The 20,540-nt window shown below is 39.4% G+C and carries 15 protein-coding genes; 9 read left to right on the forward strand and 6 right to left on the reverse strand.

Annotation, left to right across the window (positions count from 1 at the left end; all coding sequences use genetic code 11):
* From ACTB0Y_RS06765 to ACTB0Y_RS06785, 5 genes are all read left to right on the forward strand, one after another.
* The coding region (locus ACTB0Y_RS06765) for a T9SS type A sorting domain-containing protein (RefSeq protein WP_463206054.1) at positions 1-245 on the forward strand (245 nt) is incomplete at its 5' end.
* Positions 246-660: 415 nt separating this feature from the next.
* Positions 661-1,254 (forward strand): DUF5063 domain-containing protein, encoded by a 594-nt coding sequence (locus ACTB0Y_RS06770; protein ID WP_463206055.1) that lies wholly within the window; start codon positions 661-663, stop codon positions 1,252-1,254.
* Positions 1,254-1,841: a 3'-5' exonuclease gene (locus ACTB0Y_RS06775; protein ID WP_463206056.1), complete on the forward strand. Its 588-nt coding sequence runs from the start codon at positions 1,254-1,256 to the stop codon at positions 1,839-1,841. Before ACTB0Y_RS06770 ends, ACTB0Y_RS06775 begins: the two co-directional genes overlap by 1 nt.
* Positions 1,831-3,018 carry a class I SAM-dependent rRNA methyltransferase gene (locus tag ACTB0Y_RS06780; RefSeq protein WP_463206057.1) on the forward strand — a complete coding sequence of 396 codons (1,188 nt, stop codon included), beginning with the start codon at positions 1,831-1,833 and terminating at the stop codon, positions 3,016-3,018. The genes ACTB0Y_RS06775 and ACTB0Y_RS06780 overlap by 11 nt, the downstream gene beginning before the upstream one ends.
* Before the next feature lie 239 nt (positions 3,019-3,257).
* Positions 3,258-5,471, forward strand: a complete 2,214-nt coding sequence (locus ACTB0Y_RS06785; RefSeq protein ID WP_463206058.1) for a bifunctional alpha,alpha-trehalose-phosphate synthase (UDP-forming)/trehalose-phosphatase — start codon at positions 3,258-3,260, stop codon at positions 5,469-5,471.
* A gap of 1 nt (position 5,472) precedes the next feature.
* Here ACTB0Y_RS06785 and ACTB0Y_RS06790 read toward each other — a convergent pair whose 3' ends face one another.
* From ACTB0Y_RS06790 to ACTB0Y_RS06810, 5 genes are all read right to left on the reverse strand, one after another.
* On the reverse strand, positions 5,473-7,377 hold the full coding sequence (locus tag ACTB0Y_RS06790; RefSeq protein ID WP_463206059.1) for a monovalent cation:proton antiporter family protein: 1,905 nt from the start codon (positions 7,375-7,377) through the stop codon (positions 5,473-5,475).
* Positions 7,378-7,478: 101 nt separating this feature from the next.
* A complete protein-coding gene (locus ACTB0Y_RS06795; protein ID WP_463206060.1) occupies positions 7,479-8,057 on the reverse strand; it encodes a hypothetical protein in 579 nt (192 codons plus the stop codon).
* Positions 8,058-8,112: 55 nt separating this feature from the next.
* A complete protein-coding gene (gene glmM, locus ACTB0Y_RS06800; RefSeq protein ID WP_463206061.1) occupies positions 8,113-9,501 on the reverse strand; it encodes a phosphoglucosamine mutase in 1,389 nt (462 codons plus the stop codon).
* Positions 9,492-9,944 (reverse strand): hypothetical protein, encoded by a 453-nt coding sequence (locus tag ACTB0Y_RS06805; protein ID WP_463206062.1) that lies wholly within the window; start codon positions 9,942-9,944, stop codon positions 9,492-9,494. The genes glmM and ACTB0Y_RS06805 overlap by 10 nt, the downstream gene beginning before the upstream one ends.
* Before the next feature lie 26 nt (positions 9,945-9,970).
* A complete protein-coding gene (locus ACTB0Y_RS06810; protein ID WP_463206063.1) occupies positions 9,971-12,880 on the reverse strand; it encodes a DEAD/DEAH box helicase in 2,910 nt (969 codons plus the stop codon).
* Between the two features lie 163 nt (positions 12,881-13,043).
* Between ACTB0Y_RS06810 and ACTB0Y_RS06815 the strand changes: the two genes are divergently transcribed.
* Both ACTB0Y_RS06815 and ACTB0Y_RS06820 read left to right on the forward strand, forming a co-directional pair.
* Complete coding sequence (locus ACTB0Y_RS06815) at positions 13,044-13,697, forward strand: hypothetical protein (protein WP_463206064.1); 654 nt, start codon at positions 13,044-13,046, stop codon at positions 13,695-13,697.
* A gap of 30 nt (positions 13,698-13,727) precedes the next feature.
* Complete coding sequence (locus ACTB0Y_RS06820) at positions 13,728-14,588, forward strand: hypothetical protein (RefSeq protein ID WP_463206065.1); 861 nt, start codon at positions 13,728-13,730, stop codon at positions 14,586-14,588.
* A 77-nt stretch (positions 14,589-14,665) separates the two neighbouring features.
* Here the strand turns inward: ACTB0Y_RS06820 and ACTB0Y_RS06825 are convergent, their stop codons facing one another.
* Entirely contained in the window at positions 14,666-17,368 is a 2,703-nt protein-coding gene (locus ACTB0Y_RS06825; RefSeq protein WP_463206066.1) for a hypothetical protein, read from the reverse strand.
* A 219-nt stretch (positions 17,369-17,587) separates the two neighbouring features.
* Between ACTB0Y_RS06825 and hisS the strand changes: the two genes are divergently transcribed.
* Positions 17,588-18,955 carry a histidine--tRNA ligase gene (gene hisS / locus ACTB0Y_RS06830; protein WP_463206067.1) on the forward strand — a complete coding sequence of 456 codons (1,368 nt, stop codon included), beginning with the start codon at positions 17,588-17,590 and terminating at the stop codon, positions 18,953-18,955.
* 48 nt (positions 18,956-19,003) lie between these two features.
* Positions 19,004-20,497: a histidine ammonia-lyase gene (gene hutH / locus ACTB0Y_RS06835; RefSeq protein ID WP_463206068.1), complete on the forward strand. Its 1,494-nt coding sequence runs from the start codon at positions 19,004-19,006 to the stop codon at positions 20,495-20,497.
* The last annotated feature ends 43 nt before the right edge of the window (positions 20,498-20,540 follow it).

Raw genomic sequence — 20,540 nt, forward strand, 5'->3', positions numbered from 1 at the left:
GCATTTATCCAAATCCGGTACAAAATACCCTGAATATTTCCTGCAATTTAAACCAGGCAGGGAGTGTGGCTGTTAAAATTTACAACAGCGCAGGTAAACTAATCAGGGCATTGCATCATGAAATGAGCAATTCAGGCCAATATCAGAAAACGGTCAACATGGAAGAATTGCCCGACGGCATTTATTTCATCAAAATAGATCAAAACCATACAACCCTGCATACACAAAGTATAGTAGTAAACTAAAAACAGTAACAGCTGGAATAAAACCAGGTCCGGGGCACTTCGCCTCGGACTTGTTTTATTATTATTTCTCGTATTAGTCGGAGACCGACTCCGGGTCAGCCTCCGATTGGTAAAGTTCAGTGGTGCGCATACCGCTAGTCACAGTGCGAGTACCAGGTTCCATGTCCGGGAAGAAAATGATTTTGAAAACATAGCCAGGTGCCTCGCGCCGTGACTAAGCGCAGGCTGAATTGGCAATGCACAATTCACCTGGTGACTTACTGGATATCCTATTCGCCGGATAGTAAAGCCACTTAATTTTTTTAAAATCCTGCTCCGGGAATAGCAAGGTTTTGGCATTAGTCTTGTTCATCTGCTGTTGGGCACATTGCCCAATTCAGTATAAAATATTAATTTTGCCCCAAATTATCAGACGATGGAAGAAGAGAAAAGGAACTTACTTTATTCGCGCGATGTGCTTGATTTTGTGACTGTAGCAACCGAGTATGTAACTTTAATGGATTCGCTGCATGAGTATTCGCAGAAAAAATTTATTCAATATACACTTCGTTTGCTGCCTTTAATGTACATGAAAGCCCAACTTTTGCCCGATTTTGAAATAGCTGAACCAGAAACACTGGAGAAATTTGTTAGTGAAGAAGAGTGGAGCAGGGTAAAGCTGCAGCTCGAGCAGAAGTTAGATAAGCTTGATACCTATAAGGAGAACGTGGGGCGATTTGAAGCCAACGAAGAAAATGCACTGTCAGAAAATTTTGCCGATATTTTCCAGGACATTAAAGATTTTACCAGTCTCTACAGTACTGCTGTGGACGAACTGATGAAAGATGCCGTGGCCGAAGTAAAACGTACTTTTAATGAATATTGGGGCCAACGCCTTGTGAATTCATTGCGCATTATGCATTACTACTTTCATAATGAGCAACTCAGTGACGATGTACAGGAAGGCGTGGACAACAATACAGAAAACTGGATTACCGAACAGCGCAAAGATGAATGGGGGATTGAGTAATGCTCAGGAGAACAATTGATAAAGAAACCCTGAACGAATTGCCTAAAGGGCAGTTCGAAGGTACCATAAAAGTAATTACCCGGCCCGAAGAAGTAGAGGAGGTAATTCCTGAAATCAGCATCCATTCTGTGCTGGGCTTCGATACGGAGACCAAGCCGGCTTTTAAAAAAGGAACCCGCAACGGCATATCGCTGCTACAACTGAGCAGCAATGATACAGCCTGGCTTTTCAGACTACATATGACCGGTTTTCCAAAATCTTTGGTTAAACTCATGGCTACGCCAACCATTCTAAAAGTTGGAGCGGCCATATTAGATGACGTGCGCGGTTTGAAAAAACTGAAAAGGTTCGAAGACGGAGGATTTGTCGATCTCCAGAAGCACGTCGAAGAATTTGGTGTGGAGGAGAAGGGCGTGAAAAAGATGGCTGCTATTTTTCTCAATAAGCGTATCTCGAAACGACAGCGATTAACCAACTGGGAGGCACCCGTATTGACAGAACCCCAATTACGTTACGCTGCTACCGATGCCTGGGTATGCCTGGAAATATATGAACAAATGCAAATGATTAAAAACAATGACCGATAGAACTAAGATCGTATTAAAATCAGGCAAGGACCAAAGCGTGAAACGCTTCCATCCCTGGATATTCTCAGGCGCCATAAAAAAGACCTATGGCCCACTTGCAGAAGGAAACGTGGTAGATGTATATGACAACAAAGACAATTTTTTGGGATGTGGTCATTACCAGATTGGATCTATTGCCGTGCGTGTGCTTAGTTTTGAACAAATAAATATTGACCGGTCTTTTTATTACGCCCGTTTGCATTCGGCCCTGCAGCTCCGTAAGCAACTCTTGCAAAATATGCCTGAGACCGATGTGTACAGGCTTGTACATGGTGAGGGTGATCTTTTGCCCGGATTAATCATTGACATTTACAACGATACTGCTGTTTTGCAAATGCATAGCATAGGCATGTTTCTGGCCCGCGAATATGTTGCAGCTGCGCTGGAAGAGCTGTTTGGCGATGATTTGCAGCATATCTATTGCAAAAGCTCCGGCACATTGCCTAAAAAAGCCCTGGAAGATGTAGAAAAGAATTTTTTTATTAAGGGAGATAAAACCTTCGGAGTTGTGCAAGAGTATGGGATTAAATATGAAATCAACTGGCTCGAAGGCCAAAAAACCGGTTTTTTTATCGATCAGCGTGAGAGCCGGCGTTTGCTGGGTAACTATGCCAAGGGCCGGGTAGTGGCCAATGTTTTTGGCTATACAGGTGGTTTTTCATTATTTGCCATGGAAAACGGAGCGCAAAAAGTACATACCATAGATTCCTCGGCCAAAGCTATTGATCTTACTGCAAAAAACGTGGAACTCAATTTTGGCAACGAGCATGAGCATAAAGGTATAGTCGCTGATGCATTTGATTTTTTTGCCGGTGCTGAAGATACCTATGATCTCATCGTGCTCGATCCGCCGGCATTTGCCAAACACCATAATGTGTTGAGCAATGCCCTGCAAGGATATAAGCGAATTAACCAGCGGGCATTTGAGAATATTGGTGAAAATGGCATATTGTTTACTTTTAGCTGTTCACAAGCTGTGAGTCCACAGAACTTTCGAAAATCAGTGTTCGCGGCTGCGGCCAATGCCGGAAGAAAAGTGCGTATTTTACATCAACTCACCCAGCCGGCCGATCATCCCATTAGTATTTTCCATCCCGAAGGTGAATACCTCAAAGGATTGGTGCTTCATGTAGAATGATCGCTTTATATAACAGCCTCTTGCTTTTTCTCGTATTGCGAATTGGTAAATCGAATTGTTTTTATTACATTCCGTGGCAATAAAAAATATGGTTTTTTATTGCCGGGGTTATTAGGTAGTGCTTATCAATAGCTTTTTTAGAACTTTTAGATAACGTGGATTGTAATACCATGAGGGAATAGCATGTGATCTAACAAAGTCAGCACTTAAAAAAACAAAGTAAAAAAAAACATAAACTTATGCATAAAACAATTATTATTTCGAACCGGTTACCACTTCAAATCAAGATAGCAAATGAGGAGCTTACAGTTACGCCCAGTGTGGGTGGCCTGGCCACAGGAATGAAGTCGGTGCACAGTGCCGGCGAAAGTTTGTGGATAGGTTGGACGGGGCTTACAGAAGAGGAAATAGACGATTCCATGAAAGCGGAAGTTGAAGAAGCCTCAACCAAAGAGGGGTGTGTAAATGTGCCACTTACAGAAGATGATGTGGAAAACTATTACTACGGGTTTAGCAACAAAACCATTTGGCCGCTTTTCCATTATTTTACAGAATATACAGAATATCATCAACAATATTGGGATAAGTATCGCGAAGTGAACCAAAAATTTGCCGATGTGGTGGCCAAACATATTGAACCGGGTGACAAGGTTTGGATTCACGATTATCAGCTGATGTTGTTACCTCAAATGATTAAGGAACGTTTCCCGGAATCATCCATAGGGTTTTTTCTGCATATCCCGTTTCCATCTTTTGAGGTATTTCGTATTCTGCCCTGGCGGACAGAAATCCTGGAAGGTTTGTTGGGAGCCGATTTAATTGGCTTTCACACATACGATTATGAACGTCACTTTTTCAGTTCGGTACGCCGCTTGTTGGGGTATGAAATTAATTTCAATGAGATTTTAATCAATAGCCGCATTATTCGTTCCGATATATTCCCCATGGGCATTGATTACGACAAATTTTACAATGCTTCTGTTTCGCAACAACGTAAATCGGTAAAAGACCGCACAGAGTTACACCAGGAGCTTGATAAACACCAACTTGTAAATCCCGAAGTAAGATTTATTCTGAGTATCGACCGGCTCGACTATACCAAAGGTATACAGAAAAGGCTTTACGCCTTTGAGCATTTTCTCGAAAAGTACCCCGATTATCGTGGACAGGCTACGTTGATTATGCTTTGTGTGCCATCACGTCAGAATGTAGATCAGTACCAGCGCATGAAAAGCGAGATAGATGAGCTCGTGGGCCGTATTAATGGTAATTACAGCACCATCAACTGGACACCCGTTTGGTATTTCTACCGGGCACTACCTTTCGAAAACCTGATCGACCTTTACAGTTCAAGCGATGTAGCACTCTTAACACCTATTCGCGATGGTATGAACCTCGTGGCCAAAGAATACGTTGCCTCACAAATTGACAGCAAAGGTGTACTTATTTTGAGCGAAATGACTGGCGCGGCCAAAGAGATGAGTGAGGCCGTTCTGATAAATCCAAATAATATTGATGCCATTGCAGATGCCATACATGAAGCTTTAGCAATGCCTGCAGACGAGCAAATGGCGCGGATTACTACAATGCAAAACAGGCTAAAACGCTACAATGTAGAAAAATGGGCAGACGATTTCTTTAATAATTTGCAAGAAGTTCAGGATCAGCAAGCTATACAAAGTGGAAAGAAATTAACAGATGCAATTCAGCAGGAGGTGGCTAAAGTTTACAAGAAAGCCAAATCACGTATTTTATTCATCAACTACGACGGAACGCTGGTAGCAGATAAAGACAATCCGAAAAAGGCTAAACCTACTACTGAAGTTATTGATATTTTGGACACACTCGCTGCAGATGAGCACAATGAGGTGGTTATTGTGAGTGGCCGGGATAAAAATGCTTTTGACAGCTGGTTTAAAGATAAAAATTACACCCTTATTACAGACTACGGTGCTTCATGCAAAGAGCCCGGGAAAGCCTGGACCGAAGCCGAGGGCATAGATACTGATTGGAAAAAGCTGATACTCCCCGTGTTGGAATTTTATGAAGATCGTACCCCTGGTACATTTGTCGAAGAAAAAAATTATTCACTGGTTTGGCATTATCGCAAATCCGATCCCGAACTGGGTGTAGGCAGGGCCAATGAACTCAAGGACCAGCTTACAAGTCTTATAGCCAACCATGATCTCGAGATTTTGGAGGCCAACAAGTCCATAGAAGTGAAAAATAGCGATACTTCGAAAGGTAAAGCCGCACTTCGAAAGATTGACGGTCGGTCCATTGATTTTATTATGGGCATTGGTAATGACTGGACCGATGAGCATATGTTCCGGGAATTACCTGATTCTGCCATAACCATTAAAGTTGGCAAAACCACCTCAAGCGCACGGTATAATATTAGTAATTATAAAAATGTACTGCAGTTTTTAAAAGTGTTGATTGCAGCAGAATAAATCAGCTCTTTGCGAATTTATCGCGGAAGTCATCCAGCGCGGTCTGGGTACCCATTACTGTAACTACATCACCAGTTTGTAGTGTGGTGTTACCATGTGGTATATTTACATCCGGACCCCGCTTTATGAGAATCAGCTCGCCATCTTGATGAAATGGGATATCTTTGATTTTATTTTTACTGACATCTTTACTAAGTATTGTGATGTCTTCGATGTAGAAATTCTCAAAGCTTTCAAGCAGAGCCCGGTAAGAAGCAGGCCGGGTAATGAGGTTCTCAATGGCTGTTGCTTTCAATTGTGTTTCATCGATGTATTCAACCTGGTAGCCGGTTAATCTGCGCTCTGTGGTAGCGTTACTCGATTTAGTAATTACGCGGGAGTGACCAAGTTGTTTTTTTAGCATAAAAGCGATGTCGGCATTTTGCTTTTCATCATTGGTAACAATTACAACAAAGTTGTGCTGTTTGATTTTTAGCTTACGGTAAGTCTCGGGTTGTCTTCCGTCAGCATGCAAAATATGCATGCCTTTTCTTTTAATTTCTTCACAACGTGCCTTGTTCTGTTCAACAAAAATTGATTTTCGGCCATGCATATTCATTCTTCTGGCAAGAAGCACGCCGGTACTGCTACCACCGATAATTATAATTTTATCGCCTTCCAGGATTTTATTTGGCGATATTAAATTATAAAGTACAGGTGAAACGAAACAGGTGACTACGGCCATCAATACAAATGAGGCATTCATGCCGGGGGTGATAATTCCAAAGTCGAGCCCTATTTTTGATGCAGCTATAATCAGGCTTAACCTGGATGCCATCAGAAACCCGGCTCCGAGGGCTTTTCGTGTACCAAAAAGATGTCGCCATAACAATGATGGCACAATTTTAATCACATATAAAGCCACAAACAGTAATGCCAAAAACGGGAGCAGGGCATTACTCATTTCCTTAAGTGCAGTTTCATCGAAATGCACACCCACCATAATAAAAAATATTGGGATGAAGAAACCGTAGCCCATACCATCGAGTTTAATGAGCAGGACTGATCTTGATTTATTCATGAAAATGGAAACCAATATTCCTGCAAGGAATGCCCCAAGGAGCATAATTTCTGTTCCGATTAGTTGGGCAAGAACCACAAAAAGCAAAATAAGGAACACGGTGCCCCTGATTTGTATTTGAGAAACGGCATGGGAGAGTTTATAGGCCATTCGTTTTATCCAGGCTTTCCCTGTAAGTTTCATGCCCAGGAAATACATGATGTAAAAGATAAAAAAGATGACGAAAATTAATAGTAGTTGAGGTTTAAAGCCCTGTTTGAGTATGAATGCTGTAAATGAGAAAAGAATAATACTGAAAATATCTGCTATGGCAGCGGCTGTAATCACCATTTGTCCAAAACGTGTACTTTGCTCATTTTGGCTCTTTAATACCGGAAGTATGATACCTACTGAAGTAGTAACCATAATAAGGGCAAAATACCATTTGTTTTGAATATGAATTACCGTATTGAGTAAGTGTGCAAATCCATAAGAGAGTATTAGTGCAATAATAAAGATGACAATGCCAACAAGCATCGGGTTTTCCTGGATTGTACGACCCGTAAGCTTTCTTTTGGGTAAAGATTGCCGTATTTGGTCCACATCTATTTCAAGACCACTGAGAAACATTAAAAACATGAAACCTGAGAGTGCCAAAAAATCAAGTGATTCCAAATGGTGTTCCGGAAAACCATTGAGTAAAAATTTGCCAACCAGGTAGCCGGCAATGATTTCAATAATTACGCCCGGAATACGCTGAATTCGCAATGAAGTAAGCAACAGCGGAACCATAACCGCAATGGTTGCAACGATAAGCAAAGGATAGTATTCAAAATCAAATGATATGTTTAGCGGGATAAAAGGCATACGGCAAGTTAATAATTTTTACGAAACTGTTTTGATTTAAAATAGTATAAAAAAAAAGCCGCACTGGTTTGAGTGCGGCTATAAATTACAATTATAATTTTTTATTCTTCTTCGGCAACGTCGCCAGCTAACTGACCATAAACATATGCTTTAAGACCCAGCATAAATGGTACTAAAAGAATACCATAAAGGGCTGCAACTATAGGGTGAATTAGTCCTAAAATGAATAAAGGCAGAACCAAAACGATTTGGGCACCGAAGATGATCCATTTGTAACCGTAAGTCAGTTTGTTACTTAAATTAAGCGATTTATTGGCATTCATACCTTTGTCTACTACCAATAAAACTGCCAGTGACCATGCTAATGAAAGTACAATACCCGGGATGATCATAAACAGAAATGCGATGTAAACACCAATACCTCTTAAGGCAGAAACAAGGAAGTAGTCTCCCATGTATTTGAGGTATTTTTTGTTGAAAATTTCTGTGGGTGAAATTACATTGCCCTTACTCAGGCTTGCCGGAATTGTTACAATAGCAATGGTGGTTCCAACATTGATGTAAGGAATCCAAATTGTCAGAATCCACAAAATAATAGCGCCTATTAAAGATAAGATGTTTTTAATCCCAATTTGATAGGCGTTCGATAAAGCGTCGCTAAAAGTGAATTTTTTTTCCATAAGGCTATAGTAATTTTAATTAATGATTCATTTCAAATTTAACCATATTTTTGGGTTAATTTGTGAATGAATTGTTAATATTTTCTTTCATCTTATTGATTAATTCATGTGCTTCCTGTGCAGTCGGGGCTTCGCAATATATACGGATAATAGGCTCAGTATTAGATTTTCTTAAATGTACCCATCCGTTGGAAAAGTCTATTTTAACTCCATCAATACGATTGATTTTCTCGTTATGGTAGACTTTGGCGATGTCCTCCAAAAGTTTATCTACATTCAAACCAGGAGAGAGCGTGATTTTATCTTTAATGATGGTGTATTCCGGATATCTTTTTTTGAGTTCCGATACGGTAGTATTCAATTTTGCAAGGTGACTGAGGAACAGGGCTATGCCAACCAGGGCATCGCGACCGTAATGTAATTCGGGATAAATAACGCCACCGTTACCTTCACCGCCGATTACGGCATGTTCAGCTTTCATTTTAGCCACTACATTCACTTCTCCCACAGCCGAAGCGAAATATTGTCCGCCTGCTTTCTGTGTTATGTCGCTCAGCGCTCTCGAAGAGGAGAGGTTCGATACTGTATTACCTTTTTTGTGCTGCAATACATATTCGGCGACGGCCACTATGGTATATTCTTCACCAAACATCACCCCATTTTCGTCAATCAGCGCCAGACGGTCTACATCAGGATCCACCACAATGCCCAGGTCTGCATTGTGCTTTTTTACAGCTTCGCATGTGGCCTTCACATTTTCAGGCAGCGGCTCTGCAGGGTGGGCAAAATGTCCGTTAGCTTTGCTGTTTATTTCAGTGATTTCTTCTACACCCAGGGCACGTAAAAGATCAGGTATGATGAGGGCTCCCACACTGTTGATTCCGTCTACCACCACCTTGAATTTTTTTTCTTTTATGGCAGTAACATCCACAAGTTCCAGCTTTGTTATAGCCCTGATGTGCTCTTCGTGGTAATTGGCACTTGTTACTTTTCCAAGGGTGTCCACCGATGTGTAATTTATTGTTCCGTTTTCAGCAATTTTCAGTATGCTTTCACCTTCTTCTGCATTTAAAAACTCACCATCGCTGTTCAACATTTTAAGAGCGTTCCATTCTTTAGGATTATGCGATGCAGTTAAAATAAGTCCGCCGTCAGCATTAAAATGTGTTACAGCCATTTCTGTTGAGGGTGTTGAAGCCAGGTCAATGTCCAGCACATCAATACCCATTCCGGTTAGTGTGGCATTGACAAGCATTTTAACCATTTCGCCGCTTATTCGGGCGTCGCGGCCCACCACAACGCTATATGTTTTTTTAGGGTTTTGCGTTTTTATCCAATGCGCATAGGCGGCCACAAATTTTACCACATCTTCGGGTGTCAAATTTTCTCCGCTTTTACCTCCAATAGTGCCTCTTATGCCTGAAATAGATTTAATTAGTGCCATGTTTTTTTTTCTTTTACTTTTTTAGTTTTCTTTTCTTTTTGAATGCTTTTTTCAAGCTCTTTTATTTTTTGCTCAAGTTTTTCTAATGCGTTTTTAACCAAAGTGAGTTCATCTTCGGTCTGCTTTATTTTTGCTTTTAATTTTTTGTTTTCAAGTACTAACGCGTGTATGGCCACGTAGTTGAGTCCAATTTTATCATAATTTTCAACTCGGGCCTTGTTGCCAATCTTCCCAACACGGTCGTTTCCAAAGTGCTTAAAAAACTCCTGATCTGTAAGGCCATAGTGCCGCGTATCGGTATTTTCTGTCAGGCTCCAGGTGCCCGGTTGGGTTTGGGTAATTTTGTGCAGAATAAAATTTTGGTCTACGTGTTGGAAATGTTTTTTCTGCCCCCGGGCCGCTAAAGCAGAACAAATGGCCATTATGATAAGTAAGTGTTTCATGTTATCCGGCTTTTAAATCTGTTCAACTATTTGAATAGGTTTTCTATTTCGTCAGTTGTCATGTTTTTGAGTACGACATTATCGTCGATTAATTCATCGGACAATTTTTGCTTTTTACCCTGCAAGGTACGGATTTTTTCTTCAATGGTATCCTTTGTAATGTAACGGTACACAATCACACTTTTGTGTTGACCAATGCGGTGCGCGCGATTGATAGCCTGTGCTTCCGCAGCCGGGTTCCACCATGGATCAAGCATGAGCACATAGTCGGCGGCAGTAAGGTTGAGTCCAACACCTCCGGCTTTCAATGAAATAAGGAAGATGTGGGTATCTTCGTTTTCCTGAAACTGCTGTATTACATCCTCTCTGTTTTTCGTCTGTCCGGTTAACAATTCATAAGGCCAGTTTTTTTCGTGGCATATTTTTTTAACGAGGTTCAAGTGCTTTACAAAAGATGAAAATACCAGCACTTTATGATTTTCAGCTACCAGGTTCTCAAGATGGCGTGATACTATTTCTGTTTTTCCGGCATTTCCTTCATAATTTTCATCAAGCATTGCTGGATGATTGGCTACCTGGCGCAATTCATTTAGTGCTTTGAGAATGAGTGTGGTATTGCGTCCTATTCCATCAGTAGATATAACCTGCATGAGTGCATTTCGTGTGGCTGATTTTTTTTCTTCATAAAGTTGATACTGCTCCTCTGTCATATCGCACAAGATGGTTTGCTCGGTGAGGGGCGGGAGGTCTCGAGCCACTTCGTTTTTTGTTCTGCGCAATACAAATGGAGCTGTGAGCTTCTTGAGTTTTTCCAGTTTTTCTTTGTCCTGATTTTTTTCGATAGGCACAACGTAATAATCCTTAAACCATTTTTGTGAGCCTGTCAATCCCGGGTTAATGAAGTTAAGCTGTGCCCACAGGTCGGTAAGTGAATTTTCGATGGGTGTGCCGGTCAATACCAGTTTATTTTGACTTTGCAGGCGGCTCACGGCTTTGTAAATAACCGAATCGGGGTTTTTAATGTTTTGGCTTTCATCAATTACAATGTAGTCGAATTGAAATCGCTCCAGCGCGTCGATATCGTTTCTGATTACGCCATAGGTGGTGATGATGAGGTCATAAAACCTGAAGTTGTTGACGTTTTGGGTGCGGGTATTCCCGATGTGTTGCTTGATTTTAAGTTGCGGCGCAAATTTTTTGGCTTCATTTTGCCAGTTATGCACAATGGATGCAGGCGCAATAATTAATGATGTGGCTTTGCGCTCCAGTGTTTTCAATTGTTCGGAAAACAAATCGAGTTGTCCTTCTTCTGTTTCTTCTGTTTTTTTATTCGCAGTCGATGTATTGCTACCATAAAAGTGGTGGAAGGAAAGGAGTGTTAAGGTTTGCAGTGTTTTTCCAAGGCCCATGTCATCGGCGAGGCAACCGCCGAAGTTGTATTCACGTAACCTTCGCATCCAGTTGTAGCCTGCTTTTTGGTAGGTTCTCAGAGTGGCGTCGATTTCCGCCGGAATTTCAAAATTCTGCCGGTCCGAAAGTAAGCTTTGAAACTGTTCATTGATTTGGCTTTTCCCATCTATTGGGAGTTTGTTAAGCGCTTCGAACTGGTATTTTCTGAATTTGAGTGTTTCCTGTTCTTTTTTGCCCAACCCGAAAAGGTCACGGTAGTCAGCAAACCAGGCTTCCGGAATAATGGCTATGGTGCCGTCAGGGAGGGTGTATTCCCGGTTGCCTTTTAAAATGTGGTTGCGTAGCTTTACAAAAGGTATTTCAAAATCTCCAAGCTTCACTACTCCATATAAATCAAACCAGTCATTTTTTTCTTTGACCTGTATATCGAGGCTTATGTCTCCCAGGTGATATTTTTTTTCCAGGTTAGCGTCAATTTTAAATCCATTGTTTACCAAATTCCGGTAGTTCCGGTTCACCCATTCGATGAGATTGTAATCATCTGCCTGGCCTTTAAGTGTAAAAATGGTACCTGAACGCTTTATCAGTCCCAGCTTTTCCAGCAGCGCAATTTTATTTTGTTCCCAGTCCGCATTGCGCTGAATTTTGGTGAATGATTTGGTTTCGGGGTGGAATTCAACTATAGCTTGCTCCCTGTTTTGGTCAGGGCGCACCTTGATGTGACCATAGAAAAAGCTGAGATTTAGTGTGAGTTTATGGGCTATAGATTGTTCAAGATCTAATTTCCCCTGCGGCTCAACCTGGGGCGTTTTTATTTCAAATCCTGCGGCCGTTACATCATGGGTTTTTATTAATTTACGCACAAAGGTGTTAAAGTAGTTATCAACCAATTTTTCAGGTATTTCTATTTCGTCTTTATTGATGAAAGGAATGATTTTTTTCGTGTTGAAATGTTCAATAAAGTAAATGGTGTGGTTCATGATAAATGCCGATGGTTCTTCGCACAGGATAAAGATTTTTTGATCTTTCAGGCTAACCGGCTTGTCTTTATAATCAATTGATAACGTGTATCTTAGTTTTCCGTCATATTGAAAATGAAATTTGCACTGTAAAGGTTCATCGGATATTTGAAGCTTATCTGTTTCGAAAACATTGTGGGTTTGCTTGTAGTAGACCTGTACAGAATGGGCATAAGCAATTTGAAGTACATCGATAAGGCGCTTGTCGATGTATGGGCGTATGTGTTCCTGGAGGTACTTTTTGTCCAGATTCTGATAAAAGTCGGTTTGCATTTGTCTCGATCGCCCGAAAATATTGAAAATATGCTTTTCGGTGTATTCAAAACAAGTTTTTAGCATGGTTTCTATATGTGCGTTCGATGCAGGTAGCTCGTTTGATGGAGTTTCTGGAAGAACCGGGGTAATGTTGTAAAAAGCAGATTTTTCTTCCTTAAGTGCAATTGATGGTTGCAGGATAGCGCCAAGCTTTCGGTTATATTGATATGCCAGTATTAATTTTTTGATCATAGATGATACAAAGATAAAAAGTCAAAAGATAACTTTGAGGTAGTAGTGGCACGAAATATTAAAAAAAGTAAAAAGGTTGTTTTTTGCACACACAAGTTTTGCTAAAGTTTAAAATTGTTGTGATGCACAAAATCTTTAAATTGTATCTTTGTTTATTGATTATATGGTAAAAAATATACTCATAGCGTTTTTTTTAATTGGAGTCTCATTGGGTACGGTTAGTTCTCAGGAGAATAAGTACAGCTTTGTGTATTTTCAGGAGCTTTTTGATGAAGGAATTTATCTGAGTTTTGATGACTTTAAAACACAACAGCCTATCCCAAAACATGCTATAATTGCTATGGAAGATAAAACCGATCCGCAATTTTTGCTTAAAGCACTGTCTTACCAACGCATTTCGTTTTTCGATAGTACCGGAACCCGTCGCACCCTGCGAAGCCGCGATATTTGGGGTGTAGTACGTCGTAATGCATTGTATATTTTTCATGAATATGCCCTGACAAAAGTGCATTTTAACGGACGATGGGGCTATTTTACAACCTATAAAACATCTCCTCAGCCCGGCATGGGCGTGATGCCAGGCAGTCATGTGGCTGTTCAGGTGCCACTTACGGCAGGTAAAAGAACGCAAACAATGATTTTGGATTTGAAAACCGGAGACATTTTTCCTTTTAAGCGGAAAACTTTGCTGGAGCTTTTGAGTGCAGATTCCTTGTTGAAAAATGAATATGAATCCTTAAGAAGAAGGAAACAAAAACAACTCAAATATTTGTATCTTCGTAAACTGAATGATAAAATTGAATATACATACCCATAATGTTAATTGTACAATTAAAATATATATAAAATGAAAAAAATTCTTGTATTGATAAGTTTAGTGGCCATCACCGGCCAGCTCTTTTCTCAATTGGTAGTAGCCGATCAGGAAGAATTAAATCAGTTTAAAAAAACCAAAACCATTGCTTTTCTGGAGCCAAATCCACTTTTACGCTATAACAGGATTCTTAAAGACGTAATGGAAAAGCACTGGGACATTACTGAATTTGAGATTAAACCTTACGATGGTGAAAAATTTGAACAACAGAGACTTGACCCAAATCGTTCGTTTTTGATGATTAATCGTATTTATTATGAACGCGATAAAACCCGCGCTCAATATCAGTTTCTTAACCTGTCACTCGGTGGCAATTATGAGTTGGCCGGACAAATGCCAACATTGTCGGGTTTGCCCATTAGCTATGTGGATGTAGAAGAAGATACCTACGATTACAAACTTGGTTTGATACTAAGATTCATCCAGGAACATATCAAAGTAAGTATGCAACACCCTGATTTGAATAAATCCAGAAAGATGATAAAATTTTACCGCAAAGAATTGACCGATATACACGACAAAACACTTTATGTGCTTAAAGAGGAGTTGGGCCCTGAAGTGAATACGTTAGGCGAAATTAAGGAATATTATCCTCATGATGTAAAAATTACCGATAAAGAGGAGATTACAAAAGTTATTGACAGCCGGGACCCCAACGCTGTTATTTTGCACCAGGTGGGCCCAAAAAGCAGCAGGCGCAAAGCCCGTTGCTGGAATGTGATTATGGGCGCAGACGATGCCACATTGTATTATTTTAACTACCATATGATTAAAAGAGGTAAACGACCCGAAGGCTTGTTGAAAAAAGATTTTAAACGATTAAGCAGGCAGTAATCATAAAGGACACAAGTTAATGAACAGAAACTCCGGTGTAAGCCGGAGTTTTATATATACGCACAATAAATTACAAGTTATTCCTCAAATAATTCAACAGAGATATTATCTACTCGAAATTTGGATTTGTTTAAATTCCACAAATGAACTTTCAAAATTTCACCATCATTCATTTTTGGAATTTTACGAACATAAATAACCTCGTTCCATTGATTTAGCTCTTCAATCTGCCTTTCAATTTTATTTGCATGCCATTTTTTACTTATTTTGCTTACGATAAGAACTTTACAGTAAGATTTTGTGTAAATTTTTGCAGTAACTTTAAGTGTCCCGGGTTTAATCCTGTTGTTTTTTTGTACCAGCTTAATAATAGGTACAATTTTAGTTTCCGGATTTACAACCAGGCTTTTATTTCCTGAAAAAGCAAGTGAGGAATTATTATTGTTTTTTACCGTTTCAAAGTCTAATTTCTTAGTAAATGCTGCATTTTCAGATGGATAGCGGGCATCATAAAACTCATGTACTGTTTTGTATTTCTTTTTGTATGAAAAATTTTTAATTGTGAGTAATGCCATTGTGATTAATAGAGCCAGGGGAATGTAAATATGCGCTTTAGAGCCTTTTTTTCTGTAGTATAGCCAATGCCCCAGCAAAAATATAATACAAATAATAAATATGACATTAGACAAAATGTAGGATACCAAAATTTTATCATTTTCATATTTATACTTAACCACATGTTTTCCCTCTGGTAATAGAATTGTGCGGTAATTAAAATTTGAAGTGTAAATTGGGACTGGTTTGTTATCAATATATGCTTTCCATCCTTTGTAATTTGTTTGTAACATCGTCAGAAACTGACTGTGTTTAGTTGATGTTTGAATAGTTACTTTGTTGGGAGCAAAATCAAGTATTTGATAATTATCGGTACTATCCGTTTTTACTTTTATATCTGACAAACGTTTGTAATCAGTGTCTCTAAAATATAGTTGCTTCGAAAAAATGCTATCATCGGTCGCTTTATTGTACAAATTGTTAAGAGCAAGAATAGAATCGGAAAAATAGAACAAATGATTATCCAATACTGCATTTTTTAATCCTGTATATTCATCAAGTTTATTGTATGTGTTCAATCCAAAAGAAGAAAATGAATTGAATGATATCTGTTTTGTGAAAATATAGGTGTTTCTCCAAAACGGTTTAAAAAAAGCATGTTGGCTATCATTAAAAATAATTTTGTCATCTATTGGAATGGGAAAGTTCTCAGGACAAAGAGATAAATCGGCCTGCATTTTTGTTGCTTTATGTTTCGTATTTATAACTGTTGCATGCATATTCAACTGGGCTGCAGCAACTACTTCAACAGTCAACAATAAAATTATAACAAGTCTTGGATACCTTATCTTTTTATGAAAGGCAATAACAGCAATTAATCCTGCAAGAATCAGAGATTGAAATGTGGCCTGTATCACTACACTTTGATGAAAAGTTAGGTTGGTGAGCAAAGATTTAATGTTCTTATAATCAAAATTTTTGTCTGAAAAACCATCAATTGAGGCAACAGTGAGAAGAAGTAAAACGATAAGTAAAAGAATCGATATTAATATTGGTTTGATTTTGTTTTTTGTGATATCTTTTTGAAAATGAGCAAAATAATTAGCAGCAAACAGAATAATTGCCATTAATCCGTAAATTCGCAGATATGCTCCATATAGAAAGGAGTCCATAAGTGGAATGTAGTGATACATGAATGCTCTTACTGGTAAAAAATCGAAGGACATAGCGAATATGACCAGGCCGAATACCAAAATCAAATATTCCAGGATGGAGTGTTTCCGGAATAAAGAAAGTATGAAAAATACCAGAGGGATTAGTCCAACATAATGGTTAATCATAGATAAATCTATGTTTCCAAACAGTTCATTGTATTTTAAAGTTGAGAACGGAAGAATAAATGATAGAAATGTAGTATAGGGTTGCCCAAAAGCCAACGTTTTCTCTAATCCGATACCTTCACTCAATCTCCCTGTCGAATCTAAAATTTCAAAAGTAGAAATAATCAAAGGAAGACATAACAGCATGATAATTATTGAAGCATAGATATTTAGTTTTATTATTTGTAGCACATCCCTGGTCTTTCTTTCAAGTAATGTGCTTATTAAGAAATAGAAGAAAATCAACACAAGCAGATAAAGCATTACAATAGATAAAGCCTGGTATGAACCGGTAACCATTAGAAAGATAAAAACACCTGATTTAAGCGAGTTAATTAATCTTTTTTCTTGATTTAATTTAATGTAGTATAATATGACAAAGGGTATCCAGGCAGCTCCAACCAGTAGAAAAAAATGTTGACCATGACCTATAATATATCCACTGAAAGCATAAGCCAGCCCGGCAATCATTGAAGCGTATCTGCATTTATTGAAATGAAAAGAAAGCTTATACATTCCGGTTGCTGCAATTAGAAGATAAATTATAAACAGCACGTGCATTGTATAAATTCCATATCCACCAAGTAAGCTTGTTATGATGAGCTCAGGATAATAAGTAGGAGCTTGCAGATCTGCAAAAAAGGGAGTACCTGTTTGTTGGAAAGGATTCCAAAATGGAAAATGTCCGGATTGTATGCTTTCCGAAAAATAATATCGAAATGGCAATACCACATCAATTAAATCCCACTTTAATCCATAAACCAAAAAAGACACCTGCCAATAACCGATGAGGATAATAATGAATATTAAAAAATAGGAGGTAAATGTATTTTTAGATTTTAACATTAGGGATAAGAATACTTTTTTGATAGTTTGAAATTAACAATCTTTCTATAATTAAATCATCCTAATAATCAATGTCCTACCTTTTGAACATTTTTCTTAAAGACAAATTTAAAAAAATTGGTAAAAGAAATGGTAAAATTTAGGTTTCCCTAATATCAAATATTTTTTGCGTGGAGCCTTGGAAAAAAAACACTAATTTTGTGGGCTAAAACGCAATATATGGCACAAAAAGTTACTATCCCAAAGGGAACCCGTGATTTTACTCCGCTGGAAATGGCCCGGCGCAATTATATATTCAATACCATTCAGCAGGTTTATGAGCTGTATGGCTTTCAGCCCATTGAAACTCCATCTATGGAGCTGCTTTCAACCCTAATGGGTAAATATGGCGAAGAGGGTGATAAGTTGCTCTTTAAGATTCTGAACTCCGGCGATTTTGCAAAAAAAGCAGATGAAAAGCATTGGGAAGCGCGCAATATTACAAAGCTCACACCACAAATTGCTGAAAAAGGTTTAAGATATGACCTTACAGTGCCATTTGCACGTTTTGTGGTGCAAAACCGCAATGAAATTCAGTTTCCGTTTAAAAGATACCAGATACAGCCAGTATGGCGCGCAGACAGACCCCAGAAAGGGCGCTACCGTGAGTTCGTACAATGCGATGCCGATGTGGTTGGAAGCAATTCACTGCTACACGAGGCAGAACTTGTAATGATCATAGATGAGGTTTTTACACGCCTTGGAATCAATGTAACCATTAAAATTAACAGTCGTAAATTGCTTACCGCTATCGCCGATATGGTGGGAAGACCTGAGCTTATAACCGCAATAACTGTTGCCATTGATAAACTTGATAAAATTGGTCTTGAAAAAGTACAGGAAGAGTTAAAGCAGGTGGGCTTGTCTGAAGACGATATTAAAAAAGTAACACCCATTATCGAGTTGAGAGGTAACAACCAGGAGAAAATAGAAGCTGTTGCCGGCTTGTTTGGTGGCAATGAAGCCTCAGAAACCGGTAAAAATGAAATATCAGCCGTCTTTAATTATCTCGAAGCCTATGCGCTGAAAAATGAGGTGGAATTTGACCTGGCATTGGCTCGCGGGTTGAATTATTACACAGGTTGCATATTCGAAGTGAAAGCCAAAGATGTAGCCATTGGCTCCATTTGCGGGGGCGGCCGCTATGATGACCTTACTGGTATTTTTGGATTGAAAGATGTATCGGGTGTGGGCATATCATTCGGAGCCGACCGCATTTATGATGTGCTCGAGCAGCTGAATCAGTTTCCTGATACCACACTGCAGGGCCCTAAAGTTATGTTTGTTAACTTTGGAGAAAAAGAAGCGCAATATGCCTTAAAGGCTGCTATAGCGCTGCGTAATGCCCACATCTCGGCCGAGGTGTATCCGGATACTGTAAAAATGAAAAAGCAAATGAACTATGCCAACACCAAGAATTTCCCCTTTGTTGTGTTGGCCGGAGAGAATGAAATTAATGAGCAGACCTATACATTAAAAGACATGCAATCTGGTGAGCAAAGTGAGGTAAGCTTATCAGAACTTATCGAGAAATTAAGAAACAGTTAGATTATATGGCACATCAAGGTTGTGCCAATCAATTTTAAATACTACTTTATGGATACTATTCATCACATATCACCCGAATCATTAACTTTTGAATTAATTGAAGAAATTATAGCAGGCGATTACCAGCTTGCCCTTTCCGATGAGGCTGTGAAGTTGATAAAAGAAAGCCGTGATTATCTTGACCAAAAAATGGCCAAACAGGATGATCCTATTTATGGAATTAATACAGGATTTGGCTCGCTTTGCGACAAAAAGATATCTAAAGAAGATTTGTCGAGCCTGCAACGTAACCTGGTAATGTCGCATGCTTGCGGCACCGGGAATGAGGTGCACCCGCAGATTGTGAAACTTATGCTGCTGTTTAAGGCACATGCTTTATCGCTGGGGAAGAGTGGTGTGCAGTTACAGACGGTGGAGCGTATAATCGACATGTTTAATCACGATATTATTCCGGTTGTATATGAACTTGGATCGCTGGGTGCATCAGGAGATTTGGCACCACTGGCACACCTGTTTTTGCCATTGCTGGGCGAGGGAGAAGTAATTTTGGATGGTGAACGTATTTCCAGCGCAGAAATGCTTAAGAAAAAAGGTTGGGAACCCATCACACTTCGCAGTAAAGAAGGCCTTGCATTGCTCAACGGTACCCAGTTTATGTCGGCCCATGCCGCAATGGCCCTGATACGTGCTTTTAAATTACAAAAACTTGCCGATTTGGCCGGAGCACTCTCCCTCGATGCCTATGATGGAATTTTAGCACCATTTAGCGAAGAATTGCAGCAAGTAAGACCTCATGAGGGACAGATAGAAACTGCACGAAATATTCGCGCCATGCTTTTGGATTCAGAGATTAATCAGCAGGAAAAGGAACATATACAGGATCCTTATTCATTTCGGTGTATTCCACAGGTTCATGGTGCTACAAAAGATGTTGTGGTGCATGTGAGTAATGTGGTGCTGACAGAAATTAATTCAGTTACGGATAACCCAACCATTTTTGTGGAAGAGGATAAAATTTTATCCGGTGGTAATTTCCATGGCCAGCCATTGGCCTTAAGTCTCGATTATCTGGCAATGGCCTTGTCAGAACTTGGTAATATTTCAGAGCGCCGTGTTGCTCAATTAATTAGCGGTAAGCGTGGTTTGCCTGAGTTTCTTGTGGCCAATCCTGGACTCAATTCAGGACTGATGATTCCACAATACACCGCAGCATCTATTGTCAATAAAAACAAACAACTGTCTGTACCCAATTCAACAGACTCTATAGTTTCTTCCAATGGGCAGGAAGACCATGTAAGTATGGGCGCAAACAGTGCTACCAAATTAAGCAGGGTGGTTGACAATGTTGAAAGACTTATTGCCATTGAGCTCATCAATGCTTCACAAGCTTTAGCGTTTAGGAGACCATTGAAAACCTCACCTTATCTGGAAGAATTTTTGGCCGTCTTCAGAGAAGACATTCCATTCGTTAAAGACGACCGTGTGTTTTATAAAGATATTGAACATGCTGTATCATTTATACGCAGTGGAACTTTTGAGTAAAATTAACATAAAATAATTTTAAAATTTAAGCTTATCGCTGTCT

Source organism: Salinivirga sp., assembly GCF_055145285.1.